Source organism: Pleomorphomonas koreensis DSM 23070, from assembly GCF_000425185.1.
In the GTDB taxonomy this organism is placed as follows: Bacteria; Pseudomonadota; Alphaproteobacteria; order Rhizobiales; family Pleomorphomonadaceae; genus Pleomorphomonas; species Pleomorphomonas koreensis.
On sequence record NZ_AULH01000007.1, the window covers coordinates 252,505 to 268,423 of the forward strand.

The 15,919-nt window shown below is 66.3% G+C and carries 17 protein-coding genes and 1 pseudogene; 9 read left to right on the top strand and 9 right to left on the bottom strand.

Features of this window, described 5'->3' with window-relative positions; genetic code table 11:
- Positions 1-346: 346 nt before the first annotated feature.
- The 6 genes from grxD to purC form a co-directional block, all read right to left on the bottom strand.
- Complete coding sequence (grxD, locus tag H512_RS0106405) at positions 347-688, bottom strand: Grx4 family monothiol glutaredoxin (protein ID WP_026782759.1); 342 nt, start codon at positions 686-688, stop codon at positions 347-349.
- Between the two features lie 51 nt (positions 689-739).
- Positions 740-970, bottom strand: a complete 231-nt coding sequence (locus H512_RS0106410; RefSeq protein WP_026782760.1) for a BolA family protein — start codon at positions 968-970, stop codon at positions 740-742.
- Between the two features lie 39 nt (positions 971-1,009).
- Positions 1,010-3,217, bottom strand: a complete 2,208-nt coding sequence (gene purL / locus H512_RS0106415; RefSeq protein ID WP_053239621.1) for a phosphoribosylformylglycinamidine synthase subunit PurL — start codon at positions 3,215-3,217, stop codon at positions 1,010-1,012.
- 84 nt (positions 3,218-3,301) lie between these two features.
- Positions 3,302-3,973, bottom strand: a complete 672-nt coding sequence (gene purQ, locus H512_RS0106420; protein WP_026782762.1) for a phosphoribosylformylglycinamidine synthase subunit PurQ — start codon at positions 3,971-3,973, stop codon at positions 3,302-3,304.
- 125 nt (positions 3,974-4,098) lie between these two features.
- Positions 4,099-4,341, bottom strand: coding sequence for a phosphoribosylformylglycinamidine synthase subunit PurS (gene purS / locus H512_RS0106425; RefSeq protein ID WP_026782763.1), 243 nt, complete (start codon positions 4,339-4,341; stop codon positions 4,099-4,101).
- Between the two features lie 116 nt (positions 4,342-4,457).
- Complete coding sequence (gene purC / locus H512_RS0106430) at positions 4,458-5,255, bottom strand: phosphoribosylaminoimidazolesuccinocarboxamide synthase (RefSeq protein WP_026782764.1); 798 nt, start codon at positions 5,253-5,255, stop codon at positions 4,458-4,460.
- A gap of 345 nt (positions 5,256-5,600) precedes the next feature.
- Between purC and H512_RS0106435 the strand changes: the two genes are divergently transcribed.
- Both H512_RS0106435 and H512_RS22820 read left to right on the top strand, forming a co-directional pair.
- Positions 5,601-5,984 carry an ATPase inhibitor subunit zeta gene (locus H512_RS0106435; RefSeq protein ID WP_084798331.1) on the top strand — a complete coding sequence of 128 codons (384 nt, stop codon included), beginning with the start codon at positions 5,601-5,603 and terminating at the stop codon, positions 5,982-5,984.
- Between the two features lie 19 nt (positions 5,985-6,003).
- Positions 6,004-6,777 carry an HpcH/HpaI aldolase family protein gene (locus H512_RS22820; protein WP_053239622.1) on the top strand — a complete coding sequence of 258 codons (774 nt, stop codon included), beginning with the start codon at positions 6,004-6,006 and terminating at the stop codon, positions 6,775-6,777.
- Between the two features lie 4 nt (positions 6,778-6,781).
- On the opposite strand, the gene H512_RS0106445 is transcribed toward H512_RS22820, so the two are convergent.
- Positions 6,782-7,342 carry an RBBP9/YdeN family alpha/beta hydrolase gene (locus H512_RS0106445; RefSeq protein ID WP_026782766.1) on the bottom strand — a complete coding sequence of 187 codons (561 nt, stop codon included), beginning with the start codon at positions 7,340-7,342 and terminating at the stop codon, positions 6,782-6,784.
- Positions 7,343-7,465: 123 nt separating this feature from the next.
- Between H512_RS0106445 and H512_RS22825 the strand changes: the two genes are divergently transcribed.
- Complete coding sequence (locus H512_RS22825; RefSeq protein WP_036790261.1) at positions 7,466-7,726, top strand: excalibur calcium-binding domain-containing protein; 261 nt, start codon at positions 7,466-7,468, stop codon at positions 7,724-7,726.
- 136 nt (positions 7,727-7,862) lie between these two features.
- Here the strand turns inward: H512_RS22825 and purB are convergent, their stop codons facing one another.
- Both purB and H512_RS0106460 read right to left on the bottom strand, forming a co-directional pair.
- Positions 7,863-9,185: an adenylosuccinate lyase gene (gene purB / locus H512_RS0106455; protein WP_026782767.1), complete on the bottom strand. Its 1,323-nt coding sequence runs from the start codon at positions 9,183-9,185 to the stop codon at positions 7,863-7,865.
- Positions 9,186-9,246: 61 nt separating this feature from the next.
- Complete coding sequence (locus tag H512_RS0106460; protein ID WP_026782768.1) at positions 9,247-9,807, bottom strand: flavin reductase; 561 nt, start codon at positions 9,805-9,807, stop codon at positions 9,247-9,249.
- 374 nt (positions 9,808-10,181) lie between these two features.
- Here H512_RS0106460 and H512_RS0106465 point away from each other — a divergent pair, with 374 nt between their 5' ends.
- The 6 genes and pseudogenes from H512_RS0106465 (at position 10,182) to H512_RS0106490 (ending at position 15,793) form a co-directional block, all read left to right on the top strand.
- Positions 10,182-11,102: a branched-chain amino acid ABC transporter permease gene (locus tag H512_RS0106465; RefSeq protein WP_026782769.1), complete on the top strand. Its 921-nt coding sequence runs from the start codon at positions 10,182-10,184 to the stop codon at positions 11,100-11,102.
- Between the two features lie 2 nt (positions 11,103-11,104).
- Entirely contained in the window at positions 11,105-12,499 is a 1,395-nt protein-coding gene (livM, locus tag H512_RS0106470; protein ID WP_026782770.1) for a high-affinity branched-chain amino acid ABC transporter permease LivM, read from the top strand.
- A 1-nt stretch (position 12,500) separates the two neighbouring features.
- Positions 12,501-13,355 (top strand): annotated as a pseudogene (locus H512_RS22830) (ABC transporter ATP-binding protein); the annotation flags it as partial.
- 56 nt (positions 13,356-13,411) lie between these two features.
- A complete protein-coding gene (locus tag H512_RS0106480; protein WP_026782771.1) occupies positions 13,412-14,146 on the top strand; it encodes an ABC transporter ATP-binding protein in 735 nt (244 codons plus the stop codon).
- Between the two features lie 14 nt (positions 14,147-14,160).
- Positions 14,161-14,508, top strand: coding sequence for a DUF6867 family protein (locus H512_RS0106485; RefSeq protein WP_026782772.1), 348 nt, complete (start codon positions 14,161-14,163; stop codon positions 14,506-14,508).
- Between the two features lie 166 nt (positions 14,509-14,674).
- The gene (locus H512_RS0106490; protein ID WP_026782773.1) at positions 14,675-15,793 is read left to right on the top strand and encodes a branched-chain amino acid ABC transporter substrate-binding protein; all 1,119 of its coding nucleotides are present in this window, start codon (positions 14,675-14,677) and stop codon (positions 15,791-15,793) included.
- Positions 15,794-15,919: the final 126 nt, after the last annotated feature.

The following is a 15,919-nucleotide window of genomic DNA, read 5'->3' on the forward strand; positions in this document are numbered from 1 at the left end:
TGCCATGGAGCCGCGGTCGGCCGGAGCTATTCCGGACACCGCTCCAGGCTGTTGATTCCACTTTGGAATCTTTCGAAAAGTTGTCCCGATTTTTTACATGCACCCATGGCGTGCAAGGATATCTTTCTGCCGCTCACGAAAGACGGGAAAGGATGTGAAGAGAGGGGGCCGGCATTCACTCTTTCGGGTTGGAGACGGCGCCATTTTCTTAGCCCAACGGCCGATTTTCGCGACTTGACCGGCTTGAATGTCCGTCCTTGGATCCCTTGTCGTGCAGAAGACAATGAAAAGGCCCCCGCCGGTGACCGGTCGGGGGCCTGAAACGCTTGATGCCGGAGCTGGGGCCTTACTCGGCGGCGGCTTCCTTCACCTCGATACCGGCGGCGCGGAGATGGTTCTGAAGCTCCTGCTTCTGGAACATCTCGCGGACGATGTCGCAGCCACCGACGAACTCACCCTTAACGTAGAGCTGCGGCAGCGTCGGCCAGTTGGAATAGGCCTTGATGCCGTCGCGCAGCTCGGGGTTGTCCAGGACGTTGATGCCCTTGAAGGGCACGCCGAGGTAGCTGAGGATCTGCACCACCTGCCCGGAGAAGCCGCACATCGGCATATCCGGCGTGCCCTTCATGAACAGGACGATGTCGTTGGTCTTCACTTCGTTGTCGATAGTCGACTTGATGTCAGCCATGGGTCTACCTCGGTCGGTCGGATTCAAGGTCCGAATTGGAAGCATTCAAAGTTAAGGCGCGCTGGTCTGAAGCGCAAGGGCGTGCAGTTCGCCGCCCATCTTTCCCTTGAGCGCGTCGTAGACCAGCTGGTGCTGCTTGACGCGCGTCAGACCGCGGAAGGCTTCCGATACGACGATGGCCGAATAATGGTCGCCATCGCCGGCGAGGTCGCGGATTTCGACTTTTGCGTCGGGCAGCGCCTCCCTGATCATCGCCTCGATGTCTCTTGCCTGCATGGCCATGGTCGTTCCCTCTTCTCGTTACCGGCCAGATGCCGCCGCCTAGGCCAGTCCGCCACCCATGAAGGCGGGGAACCAGCCGTCGTAGGCCGCCCTGAGGTCGGCGACCGCTACCTTGCCGGCGGCGCCGAAATCGACGGCGTCGCCGCCGACGGTGCCGATCCGCTCCGCCCTGACGCCGGCCTTTTCGGCGTCGGCCAGGATGGCCGCCGCGATGTCCGGTTTCACGGCGATCAGGTAGCGTGCCTGATCCTCGGCGAATACTGCCACATGCGGCGCGAGATCGCCAAGCTCGACGCGGACGCCGCGCCGGCCGGCCATAGCCATTTCGGCCAAGGCGAGCCCGAGGCCGCCGTCGGAGAGGTCGTGACAGGTGGAAACGCGGCCGGCGGCGATCAGGCCGCGCACGAAATTGCCGTTCTTCTTTTCCAGCGCGAGATCGACCGGCGGCGGCGTGCCGTCCTCGCGGCCGAACAGGTCGCGCAGGTAGACCGACTGGCCGAGGTGGCGGCCGTGGCCGCCGATCAAGAGCACCTCGTCGCCGTCGGCCTTGAAGGCGATGGTCGCCATCTTCGTCACGTCCGGCAGCAGGCCGACGCCGACGATGGTCGGCGAGGGCAGGATGCCTTCGCCATGGGTCTCGTTGTAGAGCGACACGTTGCCCGAGACGATCGGGAAGTCGAGCGCCCGGCAGGCCTCGGCGATGCCCTGAAGGGCGCGCACGAACTGGCCCATGGCCTCGGGCTTCTCGGGGTTGCCGAAGTTGAGGTTGTCGGTCAGGGCGATCGGGTCGCCGCCGACGGCGGTGACGTTGCGCCAGCTCTCGGCCACCGCCTGCTTGCCGCCCTCGAACGGATCGGCCTCGCAGTAGCGCGGCGTCACGTCGGCCGACATGGCGAGCGCCTTGCTCGTGCCCTCGACGCGGACGACGCCGGCGTCGCCGCCGGGGATCTGCGCCGAATTGCCCTGCACCAGGCAGTCGTATTGCTCGTAGACCCAGGCGCGCGAGGACTGGTCCGGCGCGCCGATCAGCTTCAGCAGCGCGGCGCCGACGTCATTGACCGCCGGGATGTCGTCGTCGGCGAGCGGGGCGGCCTTTTTCGGCTCGACCCAGGGACGGTCGTATTCCGGCGCCTCGTCGCCCAGCTCCTTGATCGGCAGGTCGGCTACTTCCTTGCCCTGCCAGATGATGCGGAAGCGCAGGTCGTCGGTGGTCTCGCCGCAGACGGCGAAGTCCAGCTCCCACTTGCGGAAGACGGCCTCGGCCTCCGCCTCCCGCGACGGCTCCAGCACCATCAGCATGCGCTCCTGGCTCTCGGAGAGCATCATTTCGTAGGGCGTCATGTCGGTCTCGCGCTGCGGCACGCGGTCGAGGTCGAGGCGGATGCCGAGGTTGCCCTTGGCGCCCATCTCGACGGCCGAGCAGGTGAGGCCGGCGGCGCCCATGTCCTGGATGGCGACCACGGCGCCGGTCTGCATCAGCTCCAGGCAGGCTTCAAGCAGACGCTTCTCGGTGAAGGGATCGCCAACCTGCACGGTCGGCCGCTTCTCCTCGATGGTGTCGTCGAACTCGGCCGAGGCCATGGTGGCGCCGCCGACGCCGTCGCGGCCGGTCTTGGCGCCGAGATAGACGACGGGCAGGCCGACGCCCTTGGCTTCCGACAGGAAGATGCCGTCGCGTTTGGCGATGCCGAGGGCAAAGGCGTTGACGAGGCAGTTACCGTTGTAGCGGGGATGGAAGCGCACCTCGCCGCCGACGGTCGGCACGCCGAAGGAGTTGCCGTAGCCGCCGACGCCGGCGACGACGCCGGCCACGAGGTGGCGGGTCTTCGGATGGTCGGGCTCGCCGAAGGACAGCGAGTTCATGGCGGCGATCGGCCGGGCGCCCATGGTGAACACGTCGCGCAGGATGCCGCCGACGCCCGTCGTCGCGCCCTGGTAGGGCTCGATATAGGACGGGTGGTTGTGGCTCTCCATCTTGAAGACGGCGACGTCGCCGTCGCCGATGTCGATGACGCCGGCGTTCTCGCCGGGGCCGATCACCACCTTGTCGCCCTTGGTCGGCAGCGTCTTCAGCCACTTCTTGGAGGACTTGTAGGAACAGTGCTCGTTCCACATCGCCGAGAAGATGCCGAGTTCGGTCAGCGTCGGCTTGCGGCCGATCAGGCGGAGGATGCGCTCGTATTCGTCTGTCTTCAGCCCGTGGCGGGCGATCAGCTCGGGCGTGATGTCGATGTCGTTCTGGAACACGGGCAATCCCCTTGGGCGAAGGTCCCTCTGGCCGGCGGCGGGCCGGACCGTCCGGCCGGGCGGCAACCGGCCGCGCTGGTTCTGTCAGGCGGCGATGGTCCGGACGACGCTCTCGAACAGGCCGCGGCCGTCGAGGCCGCCGTGCAGCGCCTCGATCAGGTTTTCCGGATGCGGCATCATGCCGAGCACGTTGCCGGCCTCGTTGAGGATGCCGGCGATGTCGTTGATCGAGCCGTTGGGATTGGTGCCCTCGGCGTAGCGGAAGGCGACGCGGCCGTCGCCCTCGAGGCGGGCCAGCGTCTCGGGATCGGCGAAATAGTTGCCGTCGTGATGGGCGACCGGGCAGCGGATCACCTGGCCCTTCCGATAGGCGCGGGTGAAGTCGGTGTCGTCGTTGGTCACTTCCAGCTTCACCTCCTTGCAGACGAAGCGGAGGTGGGCGTTGCGCATCAGCGCGCCGGGCAGGAGGCCGGCCTCGGTGAGGATCTGGAAGCCGTTGCAGACGCCCAGGACGCGGACGCCGGCCTTGGCCTTACGGGCCACGTCGAGCATGGCCGGCGAGCGGGCGGCGATGGCGCCGCAGCGCAGGTAGTCGCCGTAGGAGAAGCCGCCGGGCAGCACGATCAGGTCGACGTCGGGCAGCGTGGCGTCCTGATGCCAGACGACGGTCGGCCGGAAGCCGGTGACGTCGTAGAGCGCCTTGACCATGTCGTGGTCGCGGTTGGAGCCGGGAAAGAGGACGACGGCCGAGCGCATGGGAGTTCTCCTCGTCAGGTGGCGCCTTGCGACGGCAAGGCTCGACACGCCGGGGAGAGCCGCCGCCCCGGCACGGGGAAGCGGGCGATCCGGCGTCCCTCGCCGGGAGCGCCCGCCGGTCCGCTTCAGCCGAGAACGTCGATGTCGTAGTTCTCGATGACGGTGTTGGCCAGGAGCTTCTCGCACATCTCGGCGACGGCGGCCCTGGCCCTGGCCGGGTCGGTCTCGGCGAGCGCGAGGTCGACGATCTTGCCCTGCCGGGCGCCGTCGATGCCGGCAAAGCCGAGGCCGCGCAGCGCGCCCTCGATCGCCTTGCCCTGCGGATCGAGAACGCCCGCCTTGAGGGTGATGGTGACGCGCACTTGCATGGGCCTGCCCCGAGAAATGAAGAACGCCGGGGGAATAACCCGGCGTTCTCGGATTCACAAGCCGTTCGTCGCGCTTTTCCGCCGCATCCGGGGCCGTTTTCCGGGCCGGCGGCGGCTCACTTGACCAGCGTCGGGCCGGAGGGGCGCGTCTGCTCGCTTTCGTTGAGGATGCCGAGGCGGCGGGCCACCTCGGTGTAGCTCTCGACGAGGCCGCCCATGTCCTTGCGGAAGCGGTCCTTGTCGAGCCGGTCGCCGGTGGCGATGTCCCACAGGCGGCAGCTGTCGGGGCTGATCTCATCGGCGACGACGATGCGCATCATGTCGCCTTCCCAGAGGCGGCCGCATTCCATCTTGAAGTCGACGAGGCGGATGCCGACGCCCAGGAACAGGCCGGCCAGGAAGTCGTTGACGCGGATGGCCAGCGCCATGATGTCGTCGATTTCCTGCGGCGAGGCCCAGCCGAAGGCGGTGATGTGCTCCTCGGAGACCATCGGGTCCTTCAGCTCGTCGCTCTTGAAATAGAACTCGATGATCGAGCGCGGCAGCTGCGTGCCTTCCTCGATGCCGAGGCGGGTGGCGATCGAGCCGGCGGCGACGTTGCGCACCACCACTTCGAGCGGAATGATTTCCACCTCGCGGATCAACTGCTCGCGCATGTTGAGCCGGCGGATGAAATGGGTGGGGATGCCCATGTTGTTGAGATGCGTGAAGAGGTATTCCGAAATCCGGTTGTTCAGAACACCCTTGCCGTCGATGATTTCGTGCTTCTTGGCATTGAACGCCGTGGCGTCGTCCTTGAAGTGCTGAATCAACGTACCCGGTTCGGGACCTTCGTACAGGATCTTGGCCTTACCTTCGTAGATACGCCGGCGGCGGTTCATTGGGATATACCGTGGTCTGTTGATGAAATCCATGAGGCCGGGCTCCGGGTCCGAATCACCAAATTAGCCCGCTTGTCGCCTCGGCGGGAATTCAGGATGCGTCGACAGCGTGGCCGGAGCACACCGGCCAACGTGGACACATTCTAAGCACAGAAAGCGGGCGAACTGACGTCCGCCCGCTCCCTCGCCTGTGCCGCACACTATCCGAAAGGCGCACCGATAACAATCCCGTCGCGCCGCAATTTCGCGTAGTGGTCATTCCTTAACGACGTTTGTGGTTTACCGACTTCCGTCCAAGTTGAACGAAAGGCTCAGAAAGCATATATTCAAAAGGCGAAGAGTGTTTGAGCTTTTGCCTTTCAGAGAAAGGAGGTTCGGATGTCCACGACATGGAGCCGAAGCCTGCCTTTGTCGGGCGAAAGCGGCCATAACGGAACCATCGCCGTCTTCGATAACCGCGAAAAAGCGTTCGAGATCAAGTTCGCGCTCGACGAGGAACTGAAGTTTCGAGCCACCGCGCGCCGCAACAAGCTGATGGGCCTGTGGGCGGCGCGCAAATTGGGGATGGGAGATCCGGAGGCTGCGGACTATGCTCGCGCCGTCGTCTTCGCGGATCTGGCGCGGGTCGGCGGCCGGGATGTCTGCGCCAAGCTGACGGCCGATCTCGCCGCCGCCGGCATTTCCGTGACGGACGAAGAGTTGCAGCTGGCGATGCGCGATTTCATGGCGCTCGCCGAGCAGGAGGTCAGGGCCGAAGCCTGACCCGTCCGAAAGGAAGGCCATGGAACGAACCTCCTTGCGTGCCGCCCTTGCCGGCGACCGTCCGCTCAGGGTTGGCTGGTCGTGCCTCTCCGATCCGCTCGCCGCCGAGATCATGGTGCGCGCCGGCTTCGAGGCGGTGCTGATCGACCTCCAGCACGGGGTGATCGACATGGGCGCGGCGCCGGTCCTGCTGGCGGCCATCCGCGCCGCCGGCGGCTACGCGCTGGCGCGCATTCCGGTCGGCGAATACCAGTCGGCCTCGCGCCTCCTCGACTGGGGCGCCGACATGGTGGTGGCGCCGATGATCGAGACGGCGGACGATGCCCGCGCCTTCGCTTCCTTCATGAAATATCCGCCGGACGGCCTGCGCTCCTACGGTCCGGCCCGAGCCGTCCAGCTCTCCGGCCTTTCCGCCGACGCCTACCGCACGTCCGCCAACGGCTCGACGCTGGCCGTGGTGATGATCGAAACGCGCGGGGCGCTCGCCAACCTCGACGCCATCCTGGCGGTGCCGGGCATCGACGGCGTGTTCGTCGGTCCGTTCGATCTGTCGATCGCCCTGTCGCCGGACGGCGAGCCCGGCCCCGACCGCCCCGACACCATGGCCGCCATGGAGCGGGTGGCGCGGCAGGCCAGGGCGGCCGGCAAGGTGTGCGGCGCCTTTGGTGCCAACGCGATGCTGACCCGCCGCTATCTCGACCTCGGCTTCACCTTCGCCTCGCTGTCCACCGATATGGACCTGATCGCCGGCGCGGCGCGGGCGGCGATCGCCGAGGTGGAGGGCACGGGCTGAAGGCTCACGGCGCCGCCGGGGCGCCGGCCCGCTTCAGGAGCATGGCGAAGCGCGTCAGCCCCTCCGGCCACGGGCCGTAGCCGGTGTCGCCGTTGATATGGCCGGCGGCGCCGGCGTCGACGAAGTCCGAGCCCCAGGCGGCGGCGAGTTCGTCGGCCCGCTCGAAGGCGCAATAGGGATCGTCGCGGCTCGCCACCAGCATCGACGGGAAGGGCAGGGGATCGGTGGACAGGCCGGCGAAGCTGGCGATCGCCGGTTCATCGAGCCGGTCGACGTCGGGCAGCGCGACCAGGAAGGCGGCGGCCACCCGCCGGCCGACGTAGGGCGCGGCATGAATCACCGTGGCGACGCCGAGCGAGTGGGCGACCAGCACCACCGGCCGACGCGCCTTGCCGATGGCAAGGCCGAGCGCCGATACCCAGGCGTCGCGGTCCGGTTGCGCCCAGTCGCGCTGCTCGACGCGACGGGCCGTCGGCAGACGGCTCTGCCAGCGGCTTTGCCAGTGGTCGGGACCGGAATTGTTCCAGCCGGGAACGATCAGAATGTCACATTCGGAGGTCTTCATGCGGTGAGCTTGACCGGGAACGTCGTGGAAAGCAAGGCAGGCGCGCCGGCAACCGCAGGCGGCACCGGGTTTGTTTCGCCGGCATCCGCAAGGGCGGATAAAGGCGGCGGGAGGCCGTTATCCATGGTCCGCAAACTCGTCGCCGCGCTCTGCTCTGCGCTGGCAATCGTCCCGGCCGACGCCGCGGCGGCCGGTGCCGCCCGGCCGGACGGCGGCCATTCCCGCCTGGTGATCGAAACCGGTTTCTCCTGTGATGGTCGCCACCTCTGCCGGCAGATGCGCTCCTGCGCCGAAGCCCGCTATTTCCTAGAGGTCTGCGGCGTTTCCCGGCTCGACGGCGATGGCGACGGCGTGCCCTGCGAAACGCTGTGCGGTTCGCACTGAAGACGCATCGGCGTAGACAATCGGGCGGCGATCGCCAGTCGGATCAACAGCTTGCCGCCTTGAATTGCAACGGCCGGGCAGGTTCGCCGCCCGGCCGTCCTCAAGTTCCGATTCAGGTGGAAGACCTGCGTGTCGCCTATTCGCCGAACACGCGGGCAAAGATCGTGTCGACGTGCTTCAGGTGATAGCCGAGGTCGAACTTGTCGCTGATCTCCTCCTCGGAAAGCGCGGCGCGCACCTCGGCATCGTTCAAGAGTTCGCCGAGGAAATCGACGCCGGCGCTGCCGTGATGGTAGCTCTCCCATACCTTCATGGCGTTGCGCTGCACCAGCCGATAGGCGTCCTCGCGGGAGACGCCCTTCTGCGTCAAGGCCAGCAGGATGCGCTGCGAATGGACGAGGCCGCCGAGCCGGTCCATGTTGGCGACCATGCGCTCGGGATAGACCAGCAGCTTGTCGACGACGCCGGCGAGGCGGGCGAGGGCGAAGTCGAGGGTGATGGTGGCGTCGGGGCCGATGTAGCGCTCCACCGACGAATGCGAGATGTCGCGCTCGTGCCAGAGGGCGACGTTTTCGAGGGCCGGCGTCACGGCGGCGCGGACGACGCGGGCAAGGCCGGTGAGGTTCTCGGTCAGCACCGGGTTGCGCTTGTGCGGCATGGCCGACGAGCCCTTCTGGCCGGGCGAGAAATACTCCTCGGCCTCCAGCACCTCGGTGCGCTGGAGATGGCGGATCTCGATGGCCAGCCGCTCGACCGACGAGGCGACGACGCCGAGCGTCGCGAAGAACATGGCGTGACGGTCGCGCGGGATGACCTGCGTCGACACCGGCTCCGGCCGGAGGCCGAGCGCTTTGGCCACATGCTCCTCGACGCGCGGGTCGATGTTGGCGAAGGTGCCGACGGCGCCGGAGATGGCGCAGGTGGCGATCTCCTCGCGGGCGGCGACCAGACGGGCGCGGCAGCGGTCGAACTCGGCGTAGGCTTCGGCCATCTTCAGGCCGAAGGTGACCGGCTCGGCATGGATGCCGTGGCTGCGGCCGATGCAGACGGTGTGCTTGTGCTCCAGCGCCCGGCGCTTCAGCGCGGCGAGCAGGGCGTCGACGTCGGCGATCAGCAGGTCGGCGGCCCGCTTCAGCTGGATGTTGAAGCAGGTGTCGAGCACGTCCGACGAGGTGAGGCCCTGGTGGATGAAGCGGCTGTCGGGGCCGACGAACTCGGCGAGATGGGTCAGGAAGGCGATGACGTCGTGCTTGGTGACGCGCTCGATCTCGTCGATGCGATCGACGTCGAAGGTCGCGGCGTTGCCCTTCTCCCAGATGGTTCTGGCCGCCGCCTCGGGCACCACGCCGAGGGCGGCGAGCGCGTCGGTGGCGTGCGCCTCGATCTCGAACCAGATGCGGAACTTCTGTTCCTGGCTCCAGATGGCGGTCATCTCGGGGCGGGCGTAGCGCGGGATCATGGCTCGGCCTTTGGCGTGGGAGGAAGGTCGGGCGCGGTTTACCAGCAACGGCCTGACGGCATCAAGCCTCGCCGTAGTGCCGGTCGTGGTAGATCAGCACTTCCTTGGCGCCGTCGGGGTCGCGCGGCTTGGTCATGGTGGCGACCACGGTGCCGAAATAGACGGTGTGCGAGCCGACGTCCTGAGAGGACAGCAGGCGGCAGTCGAGCGCCATGATGGCGCCCCTCAGCACCGGCGCGCCGGTGGCCAGCGTCGTCCAGTCGCCATGCCGGAAGCGGTCGTCGAGGTGGAGGCCGGTGCGGCCGGCGAAGATGTTGGCCAGCGTGACTGCATCTTTCGGCAGCAGATTGATCGAGAATTGAGCATTCTCCCGCACCAGCCTGTTTTGCGGGCTCTTGCGGTTGAGGCAGACCAGCACGGTGGGCGGATCGTCGGACACCGAGGCGACGGCGGTGGCGGTGAAGCCGGCCTTGCCGGCCGGGCCGGCGGTGGCGACGATGTTGACGCCGGAGGGCAGGCGGGCGATGGCGTCGCGGAAAGCCTCGCCGGTGGCCGGCGGCAAGGCGTCGGCGGCGCTTTCCTGCGCCGAAAGACTACTGCCGGCTGTGCTGTCGGTCGCCATTGTCGCCCCTTCCGAAAGCGAATCCATTGATCTCAATTGGCTTATCACGAACGGGCCGGGCTGCGGACCCTATATTGAGGCCCTCTCCAAAACGGCAGACTTCTTGCATGGCAGTCACCAGGTGAAACTGGAATTTTGACGGATCCTTTTCGTAGATTACGCAGAAATCCCCATAAAATTCCATAAAACTAGTGAGAATCACTACGTTTCCGGCCGCTGGGGCGGCATTTCGGGCCAGGGGAGGGATTTCCCGAGGAAAGACAAGGGGCTTAGTTGTCTTGATCGATCTATGCTGCTAATGGAATCCATAAAGCCCGCAAATGAAGCCGCCGTCAAAGGCTGCCGTGCGGGTGACTGCAGGGGGTCTCTATTTCATGGAAGTTTTCGTCCAGCAGGTGATCAATGGGATCACTATCGGATCGCTGTACGGTCTGATCGCCATTGGTTACACCATGGTGTTCGGCATCATCGGCATGGTGAATTTCGCCCATGGCGATGTGTTCATGGTGTCTGCCTTCTTCGCGCTGATCTTTCTCCTGTTGCTGACCTCGTGGTTCGGCATCGCCTCGGTGACGCTGGCGCTGATCCTGGTCATGGTCATCTCGATGGTGCTGACCGGCCTGCTCGTCTGGGCCATCGAGCGAATAGCCTACGCGCCTCTCCGGGGCTCGTTCCGTCTGGCGCCGCTGATCTCGGCCATCGGCATGTCGATCGTGCTGTCCAACTTCGTGCAGGTCGCCCAGGGCCCGCGCAACAAGCCGATTCCGCCGGTCACCCGTGAGGTCTACACGCTGTGGCAGGGGCCGACCGGCTATCCGGTCAACATCTCGCTGAAGCAGATCATCATCTGGGTGGTGACGGCGCTGCTGCTCGCCGCCTTCTGGTACGTGGTGCAGAAGACGGCGCTCGGCCGGGCGCAGCGCGCCTGCGAGCAGGACCGCAAGATGGCCTCGCTCCTCGGCGTCAACGTCGACCGCACCATTTCCCTGACCTTCGTCATCGGTGCGGCGCTGGCCGCCGTCGCCGGCACGCTGTTCCTGATGTACTACGGCGTCGTGGTGTTCTCGGACGGCTTCACGCCGGGCGTCAAGGCGTTCACGGCGGCGGTGCTCGGCGGCATCGGCTCGCTGCCCGGCGCGGTGCTCGGCGGCCTGCTGATCGGCCTCATCGAGACGCTGTGGGGGCAATATGTGTCGGCCGACTACCAGAACGTCGCCGCCTTCTCGATCCTGGTGATCGTGCTGATCTTCATGCCGCAGGGCCTGCTCGGGCGTCCGGAAGTCGAGAAGGTCTGATCATGAGCACACAAGCCAAGTCTCTCCCCCAGGGCGGCCCCGACTTCGGGCAGGCCCTGAAGGACGGCGTCATCGTCGCCATCATCGCCTTCGCCCTGCTCGGGCCGCTGGTCGGTCTCCGGACCGACCAGAACATGGCCAACGAGCTGATCATCCAGAACCGGCTCGGCCTGGCGGCCATCCTCTCGGCCATCGTCGGCGCCGGCCGCTTCCTCTTGTCGGCCTTCGTCTATCCCTGGCTGACCGCTCGCGGCCGCAAGACCAAGGCGGCGGTGACGCTGGCCGAACTGGAGACGCGGGCGACGCGCGCCCGGCACCTGTCGATCGGCGGTCTCGCCTTCCTGTTCGTCTATCCGGTGCTGATCATCTCGCTGGTCGGCGTGCAGGGGTCGATCAAGTGGGTGGACAACTTCGGCGTCCAGATCCTGATCTACGTGATGCTGGGCTGGGGCCTCAATATCGTCATCGGCCTCGCCGGTCTGCTCGATCTCGGCTACGTCGCCTTCTACGCGGTCGGCGCCTATTCCTATGCGCTGCTCGCCATCAACTTCCACCTGAGCTTCTGGGTGCTGCTGCCGGTGGCCGGCATCCTCGCCGCCTTCTGGGGCCTGATCCTCGGCTTCCCGGTGCTCAGGCTGAGGGGTGACTATCTCGCCATCGTCACTTTGGCCTTCGGCGAGATCATCCGTCTGGTGCTGATCAACTGGAAGGCCTTCTCGGGCGGTTCGGCCGGCATCTCGTCGATCCCCAAGGTGACGCTGTTCGGCCTCTATTCCTTCGACGTCAGCGCGCCCAACAACTTCGCCAAGGTGTTCCACCTCGCGGCATCCTCGGCCTACTACAAGGTGTTCCTCTACTATCTGATCCTGCTGTTGGCCCTCTTGACTGCCTTCGTCACCATGCGGCTGCGAAGGTTGCCGATCGGCCGCGCCTGGGAGGCGCTGCGCGAGGACGAGGTGGCCTGCCGCTCGCTCGGCATCAACACCACCAACACCAAGCTGACGGCCTTCGCCATCGGCGCCATGTTCGGCGGTTTCGCCGGCTCGTTCTTCGCCGCCCGCCAGGGCTTCGTCTCCCCCGAATCCTTCATCTTCATGGAATCGGCGGTGATCGTCGCCATCGTGGTGCTCGGCGGCATGGGGTCGATGATCGGCGTCGCGCTGGCCGCGGTGGCGATGATCGGCGGCACAGAACTCCTGCGCGAACTCTCCTTCCTGAAGGCGGTGTTCGGCAACGACTTCAATCCAGACCAGTATCGCATGCTGCTGTTCGGCCTCGCCATGGTGATCATCATGGTGTGGAAGCCGAGGGGCTTCGTCTCGGTCCGCCAGCCAACCGCCTTCCTGTTCAGGCGCAAGACGGTTTCCGGCGATCTCGTGAAGGAAGGCCACGGCTGACATGACGACATCCCTCAGGACCTGGGACAGCGATGCTGTCCTCGCGGTCGAGCACCTGACCATGCGCTTCGGCGGTCTCGTGGCGGTGAACGATCTCACCTTCTCCGTCGGCCGCGGCGACATCACGGCGCTGATCGGCCCCAACGGTGCCGGCAAGACGACGGTGTTCAACTGCATCACCGGCTTCTACAAGCCGACCACCGGCATGATGTCGATGCGGCCGAAGGACGGCTCGCTGCACCTGCTGGAGCGGATGCCCGACTTCATCGTCGCCCGCAAGGCCAAGGTGGCGCGCACCTTCCAGAACATCCGCCTGTTCTCCGGCATGACGCTCTTGGAGAACCTCCTGGTCGCCCAGCACAATCCGCTGATGATCGCCTCCGGCATGACCATCCTCGGCGTGCTCGGCATCGGCGGCTACAAGGCCAAGGAAAAGGAGGCGATCGACCGCGCCCGCTACTGGCTCGACAAGATCGGCCTCACCGCCCGCGCCGACGATCCGGCCGGCGACCTGCCTTACGGCGCCCAGCGGCGGCTGGAGATCGCCCGTGCCATGTGCACCGGCCCCGATCTCCTCTGCCTCGACGAGCCGGCCGCCGGCCTCAACCCGCGCGAGTCGGCCGAACTCAACGACCTCCTGCTGTCGATCCGCCGCGACGACGGCACCTCGATCCTGTTGATCGAGCACGACATGTCCGTGGTGATGGGCATCTCCGACCACGTCGTGGTGCTGGAATACGGCACCAAGATCGCCGACGGCACCCCCAATGAGACCCGCAACGATCCGCGCGTCATCGCCGCCTATCTCGGCGTCGAGGACGAGGAGGTCGAGGAGATCGAGCAGGAGCTGGACGAGCAGTTCGGCGACGGCCACGACGAACAGCCGGCGGGCGACAACGAAGGGGAGCGGGCATGACCGAAGCGGCAAAGCCCCTTCTGACCGTGAGGGGCGTCAGAACCTATTACGGCAACATCATCGCCTTGAAGGGCGTCGACGTCGACGTCGCCCAGGGCGAGATCGTCACGCTGATCGGCGCCAACGGTGCCGGCAAGTCGACGCTGATGATGACCATCTGCGGCAATCCGCGCGCCCGCGACGGATCGATCGTCTACGACGGCCAGGACATCACGCGCCTGCCGACCCATGACATCGCCCGCCTCAGGATCGCCCAGTCGCCCGAGGGGCGGCGCATCTTCCCGCGCATGACGGTGCTCGAGAACCTGCAGATGGGCGCGTCGATCGACAACCTGGAGTTCTTCGACACCGACATCCAGTACATGTTCGACCTGTTCCCGCGCCTCAAGGAACGCCTGCACCAGCGCGGCGGCACGCTGTCGGGCGGCGAGCAGCAGATGCTGGCCATCGCCCGCGCGCTGATGGCGCGGCCCAAGCTCCTGATGCTCGACGAGCCGTCGCTGGGTCTGGCGCCGCTGATCGTCAAGCAGATCTTCGACGCCATCCGCGAGCTGAACCGGCGCGACGGCCTCACCGTGTTCCTCGTCGAGCAGAACGCCTTCCACGCGCTGAAGCTCGCCCATCGCGGCTACGTGATGGTCAACGGCGTCATCACCATGAGCGGCTCCGGCCGCGAACTCCTGGAAAACCCCGAGGTGCGCGCCGCGTATCTCGAGGGCGGCGCCCACTGAGGGGAGGGACGGACATGCAGGGCATCCTCTACGAAGAAGCCTCCAGCCTCACCTTCATTTTCGTGACGCTGCTCCTCGGTGGCTTTCTGGCGCTGCTGACCGGCCGCGCCTGCGCCAAGACCTGGCGGCCGCGGCTCGTCATGGCGATCTACATCGCCATCCTGACCATCGGCAGCCGCTTCATCCACTTCTCGATCTTCGGCGGCACGCTCCTGTCGCTGCACTACTACCTCGTCGATCTGATCGTACTGGAAATCGTCGCATTCGCCGGATTCCAGTTTACGCGCACGCGGCAAATGGTTACGCAATACTACTGGCTCTACGAGGCCGCCGGCCCCTTCTCGTGGAAGGCGCGCGGGTGAGCCGCACCGACAATCGCCGCGGCCGTCCGGCCCCGGCGCAGGCGTTCCGGATGGCGACCGGAGTCACGGAGCAGGGATTATCTCCGCCGGCCGCCGTCCCGAGACCCGAGGGTTCGGGCTTGAACCCGCCTAACTTCCAGCCAAAGACAAAATGGGAGACCACAACATGAAGAAGTTCCTCCTGTCGGGCGTCGTGTTCGCCGCCGGCTTCGCCTTCGCCGGCGCCGCTTCGGCCGACGTCATCATCGGCGTGGGCGGTCCGTTGACCGGTCCCAACGCCGCCTTCGGCGCCCAGCTCCAGAAGGGCGCCGAGCAGGCGGCCGCCGACATCAACGCCGCCGGTGGCATCAACGGCGAGAAGGTGGTGATCGAACTCGGCGACGACGTGTCCGACCCCAAGCAGGGCGTGTCGGTGGCCAACAAGTTCGTCGGCGACGGCGTCAAGTTCGTGGTCGGCCACTTCAACTCGTCGGTGTCGATCCCGGCCTCGGAAGTCTATGCCGAGAATGGCATCCTGGAGGTGACGCCGGCCTCGACCAATCCGACGTTCACCGAGCGCGGCCTCTGGAACACCTTCCGCGTCTGCGGCCGCGACGACCAGCAGGGCGCCGTCGCCGGCAAGTACATCGCCGATCACTTCAAGGACGCCAAGGTGGCGGTGCTGCACGACAAGACCACCTACGGCCAGGGCCTCGCCGACGAGACCAAGAAGGCGCTCAACGCCGCCGGCGTCACCGAGGCGATCTACGAGGGCGTCAACCTCGGTGACAAGGACTTCTCGGCCCTGGTCTCCAAGATGAAGGAAGCCGGTGTTTCCAGCATCTACTGGGGCGGCATGCACACCGAGGCCGGCCTGATCGCCCGTCAGGCGGCCGAAGCCGGCCTCAAGGCGACGATGATGTCGGGCGACGGCATCGCCTCGGCCGAGTTCGCCGCCATCGGCGGTCCGTCGGTCGAAGGCACGCTGATGACCTTCGGTCCCGATCCGCGCGAGAACCCGGCCGCCACGGAAACCGTCAAGAAGTTCCGCGACGCCGGTTTCGAGCCGGAAGCCTACACGCTCTACAGCTACGCTGCGGTGCAGATGATCGCCGCCGGCGCCAAGACGGCCGGTTCGACCGATCCGCAGGCGGTGGCCGATGCTCTCCACAAGGGCGACCCCATCCCGACCGTCATCGGCGACCTCGCCTATGACGAGAAGGGCGACCGCAAGGATGCCGACTACACCGTCTACCAGTGGTACAAGGCGGACGATGGCAAGATCACCTACAAGATGCTGAAGTAAGCCGGGGTGCGGCCGGGCCATCCCGGCCGGTCCCGTTCTCTTCGAGGCGCGCCGCCGGAGCGATCCGGCGGCGTTCCGTTTTTTCGGACAAGCTGCTATTGCTGCGGGCGGTTCAACGGGGAAGCC

Excerpts from the sequence above, each read along its gene's own strand:
- purQ (WP_026782762.1), bottom strand. The coding sequence starts at position 3,973 with ATGCGCTCGGCCGTCGTCCTCTTTCCCGGCTCCAACCGCGACCACGAC.
- H512_RS0106465 (WP_026782769.1), top strand. The coding sequence starts at position 10,182 with ATGGAAGTTTTCGTCCAGCAGGTGATCAATGGGATCACTATCGGATCG.
- grxD (WP_026782759.1), bottom strand. The coding sequence starts at position 688 with ATGGCTGACATCAAGTCGACTATCGACAACGAAGTGAAGACCAACGAC.
- H512_RS22825 (WP_036790261.1), top strand. The coding sequence starts at position 7,466 with ATGGTCCGCAAACTCGTCGCCGCGCTCTGCTCTGCGCTGGCAATCGTC.
- H512_RS0106460 (WP_026782768.1), bottom strand. The coding sequence starts at position 9,807 with ATGGCGACCGACAGCACAGCCGGCAGTAGTCTTTCGGCGCAGGAAAGC.
- H512_RS0106445 (WP_026782766.1), bottom strand. The coding sequence starts at position 7,342 with ATGAAGACCTCCGAATGTGACATTCTGATCGTTCCCGGCTGGAACAAT.
- purB (WP_026782767.1), bottom strand. The coding sequence starts at position 9,185 with ATGATCCCGCGCTACGCCCGCCCCGAGATGACCGCCATCTGGAGCCAG.
- purC (WP_026782764.1), bottom strand. The coding sequence starts at position 5,255 with ATGGATTTCATCAACAGACCACGGTATATCCCAATGAACCGCCGCCGG.
- H512_RS0106485 (WP_026782772.1), top strand. The coding sequence starts at position 14,161 with ATGCAGGGCATCCTCTACGAAGAAGCCTCCAGCCTCACCTTCATTTTC.
- H512_RS0106490 (WP_026782773.1), top strand. The coding sequence starts at position 14,675 with ATGAAGAAGTTCCTCCTGTCGGGCGTCGTGTTCGCCGCCGGCTTCGCC.
- H512_RS0106435 (WP_084798331.1), top strand. The coding sequence starts at position 5,601 with ATGTCCACGACATGGAGCCGAAGCCTGCCTTTGTCGGGCGAAAGCGGC.
- H512_RS0106410 (WP_026782760.1), bottom strand. The coding sequence starts at position 970 with ATGGCCATGCAGGCAAGAGACATCGAGGCGATGATCAGGGAGGCGCTG.
- livM (WP_026782770.1), top strand. The coding sequence starts at position 11,105 with ATGAGCACACAAGCCAAGTCTCTCCCCCAGGGCGGCCCCGACTTCGGG.
- H512_RS0106480 (WP_026782771.1), top strand. The coding sequence starts at position 13,412 with ATGACCGAAGCGGCAAAGCCCCTTCTGACCGTGAGGGGCGTCAGAACC.
- purS (WP_026782763.1), bottom strand. The coding sequence starts at position 4,341 with ATGCAAGTGCGCGTCACCATCACCCTCAAGGCGGGCGTTCTCGATCCG.
- H512_RS22820 (WP_053239622.1), top strand. The coding sequence starts at position 6,004 with ATGGAACGAACCTCCTTGCGTGCCGCCCTTGCCGGCGACCGTCCGCTC.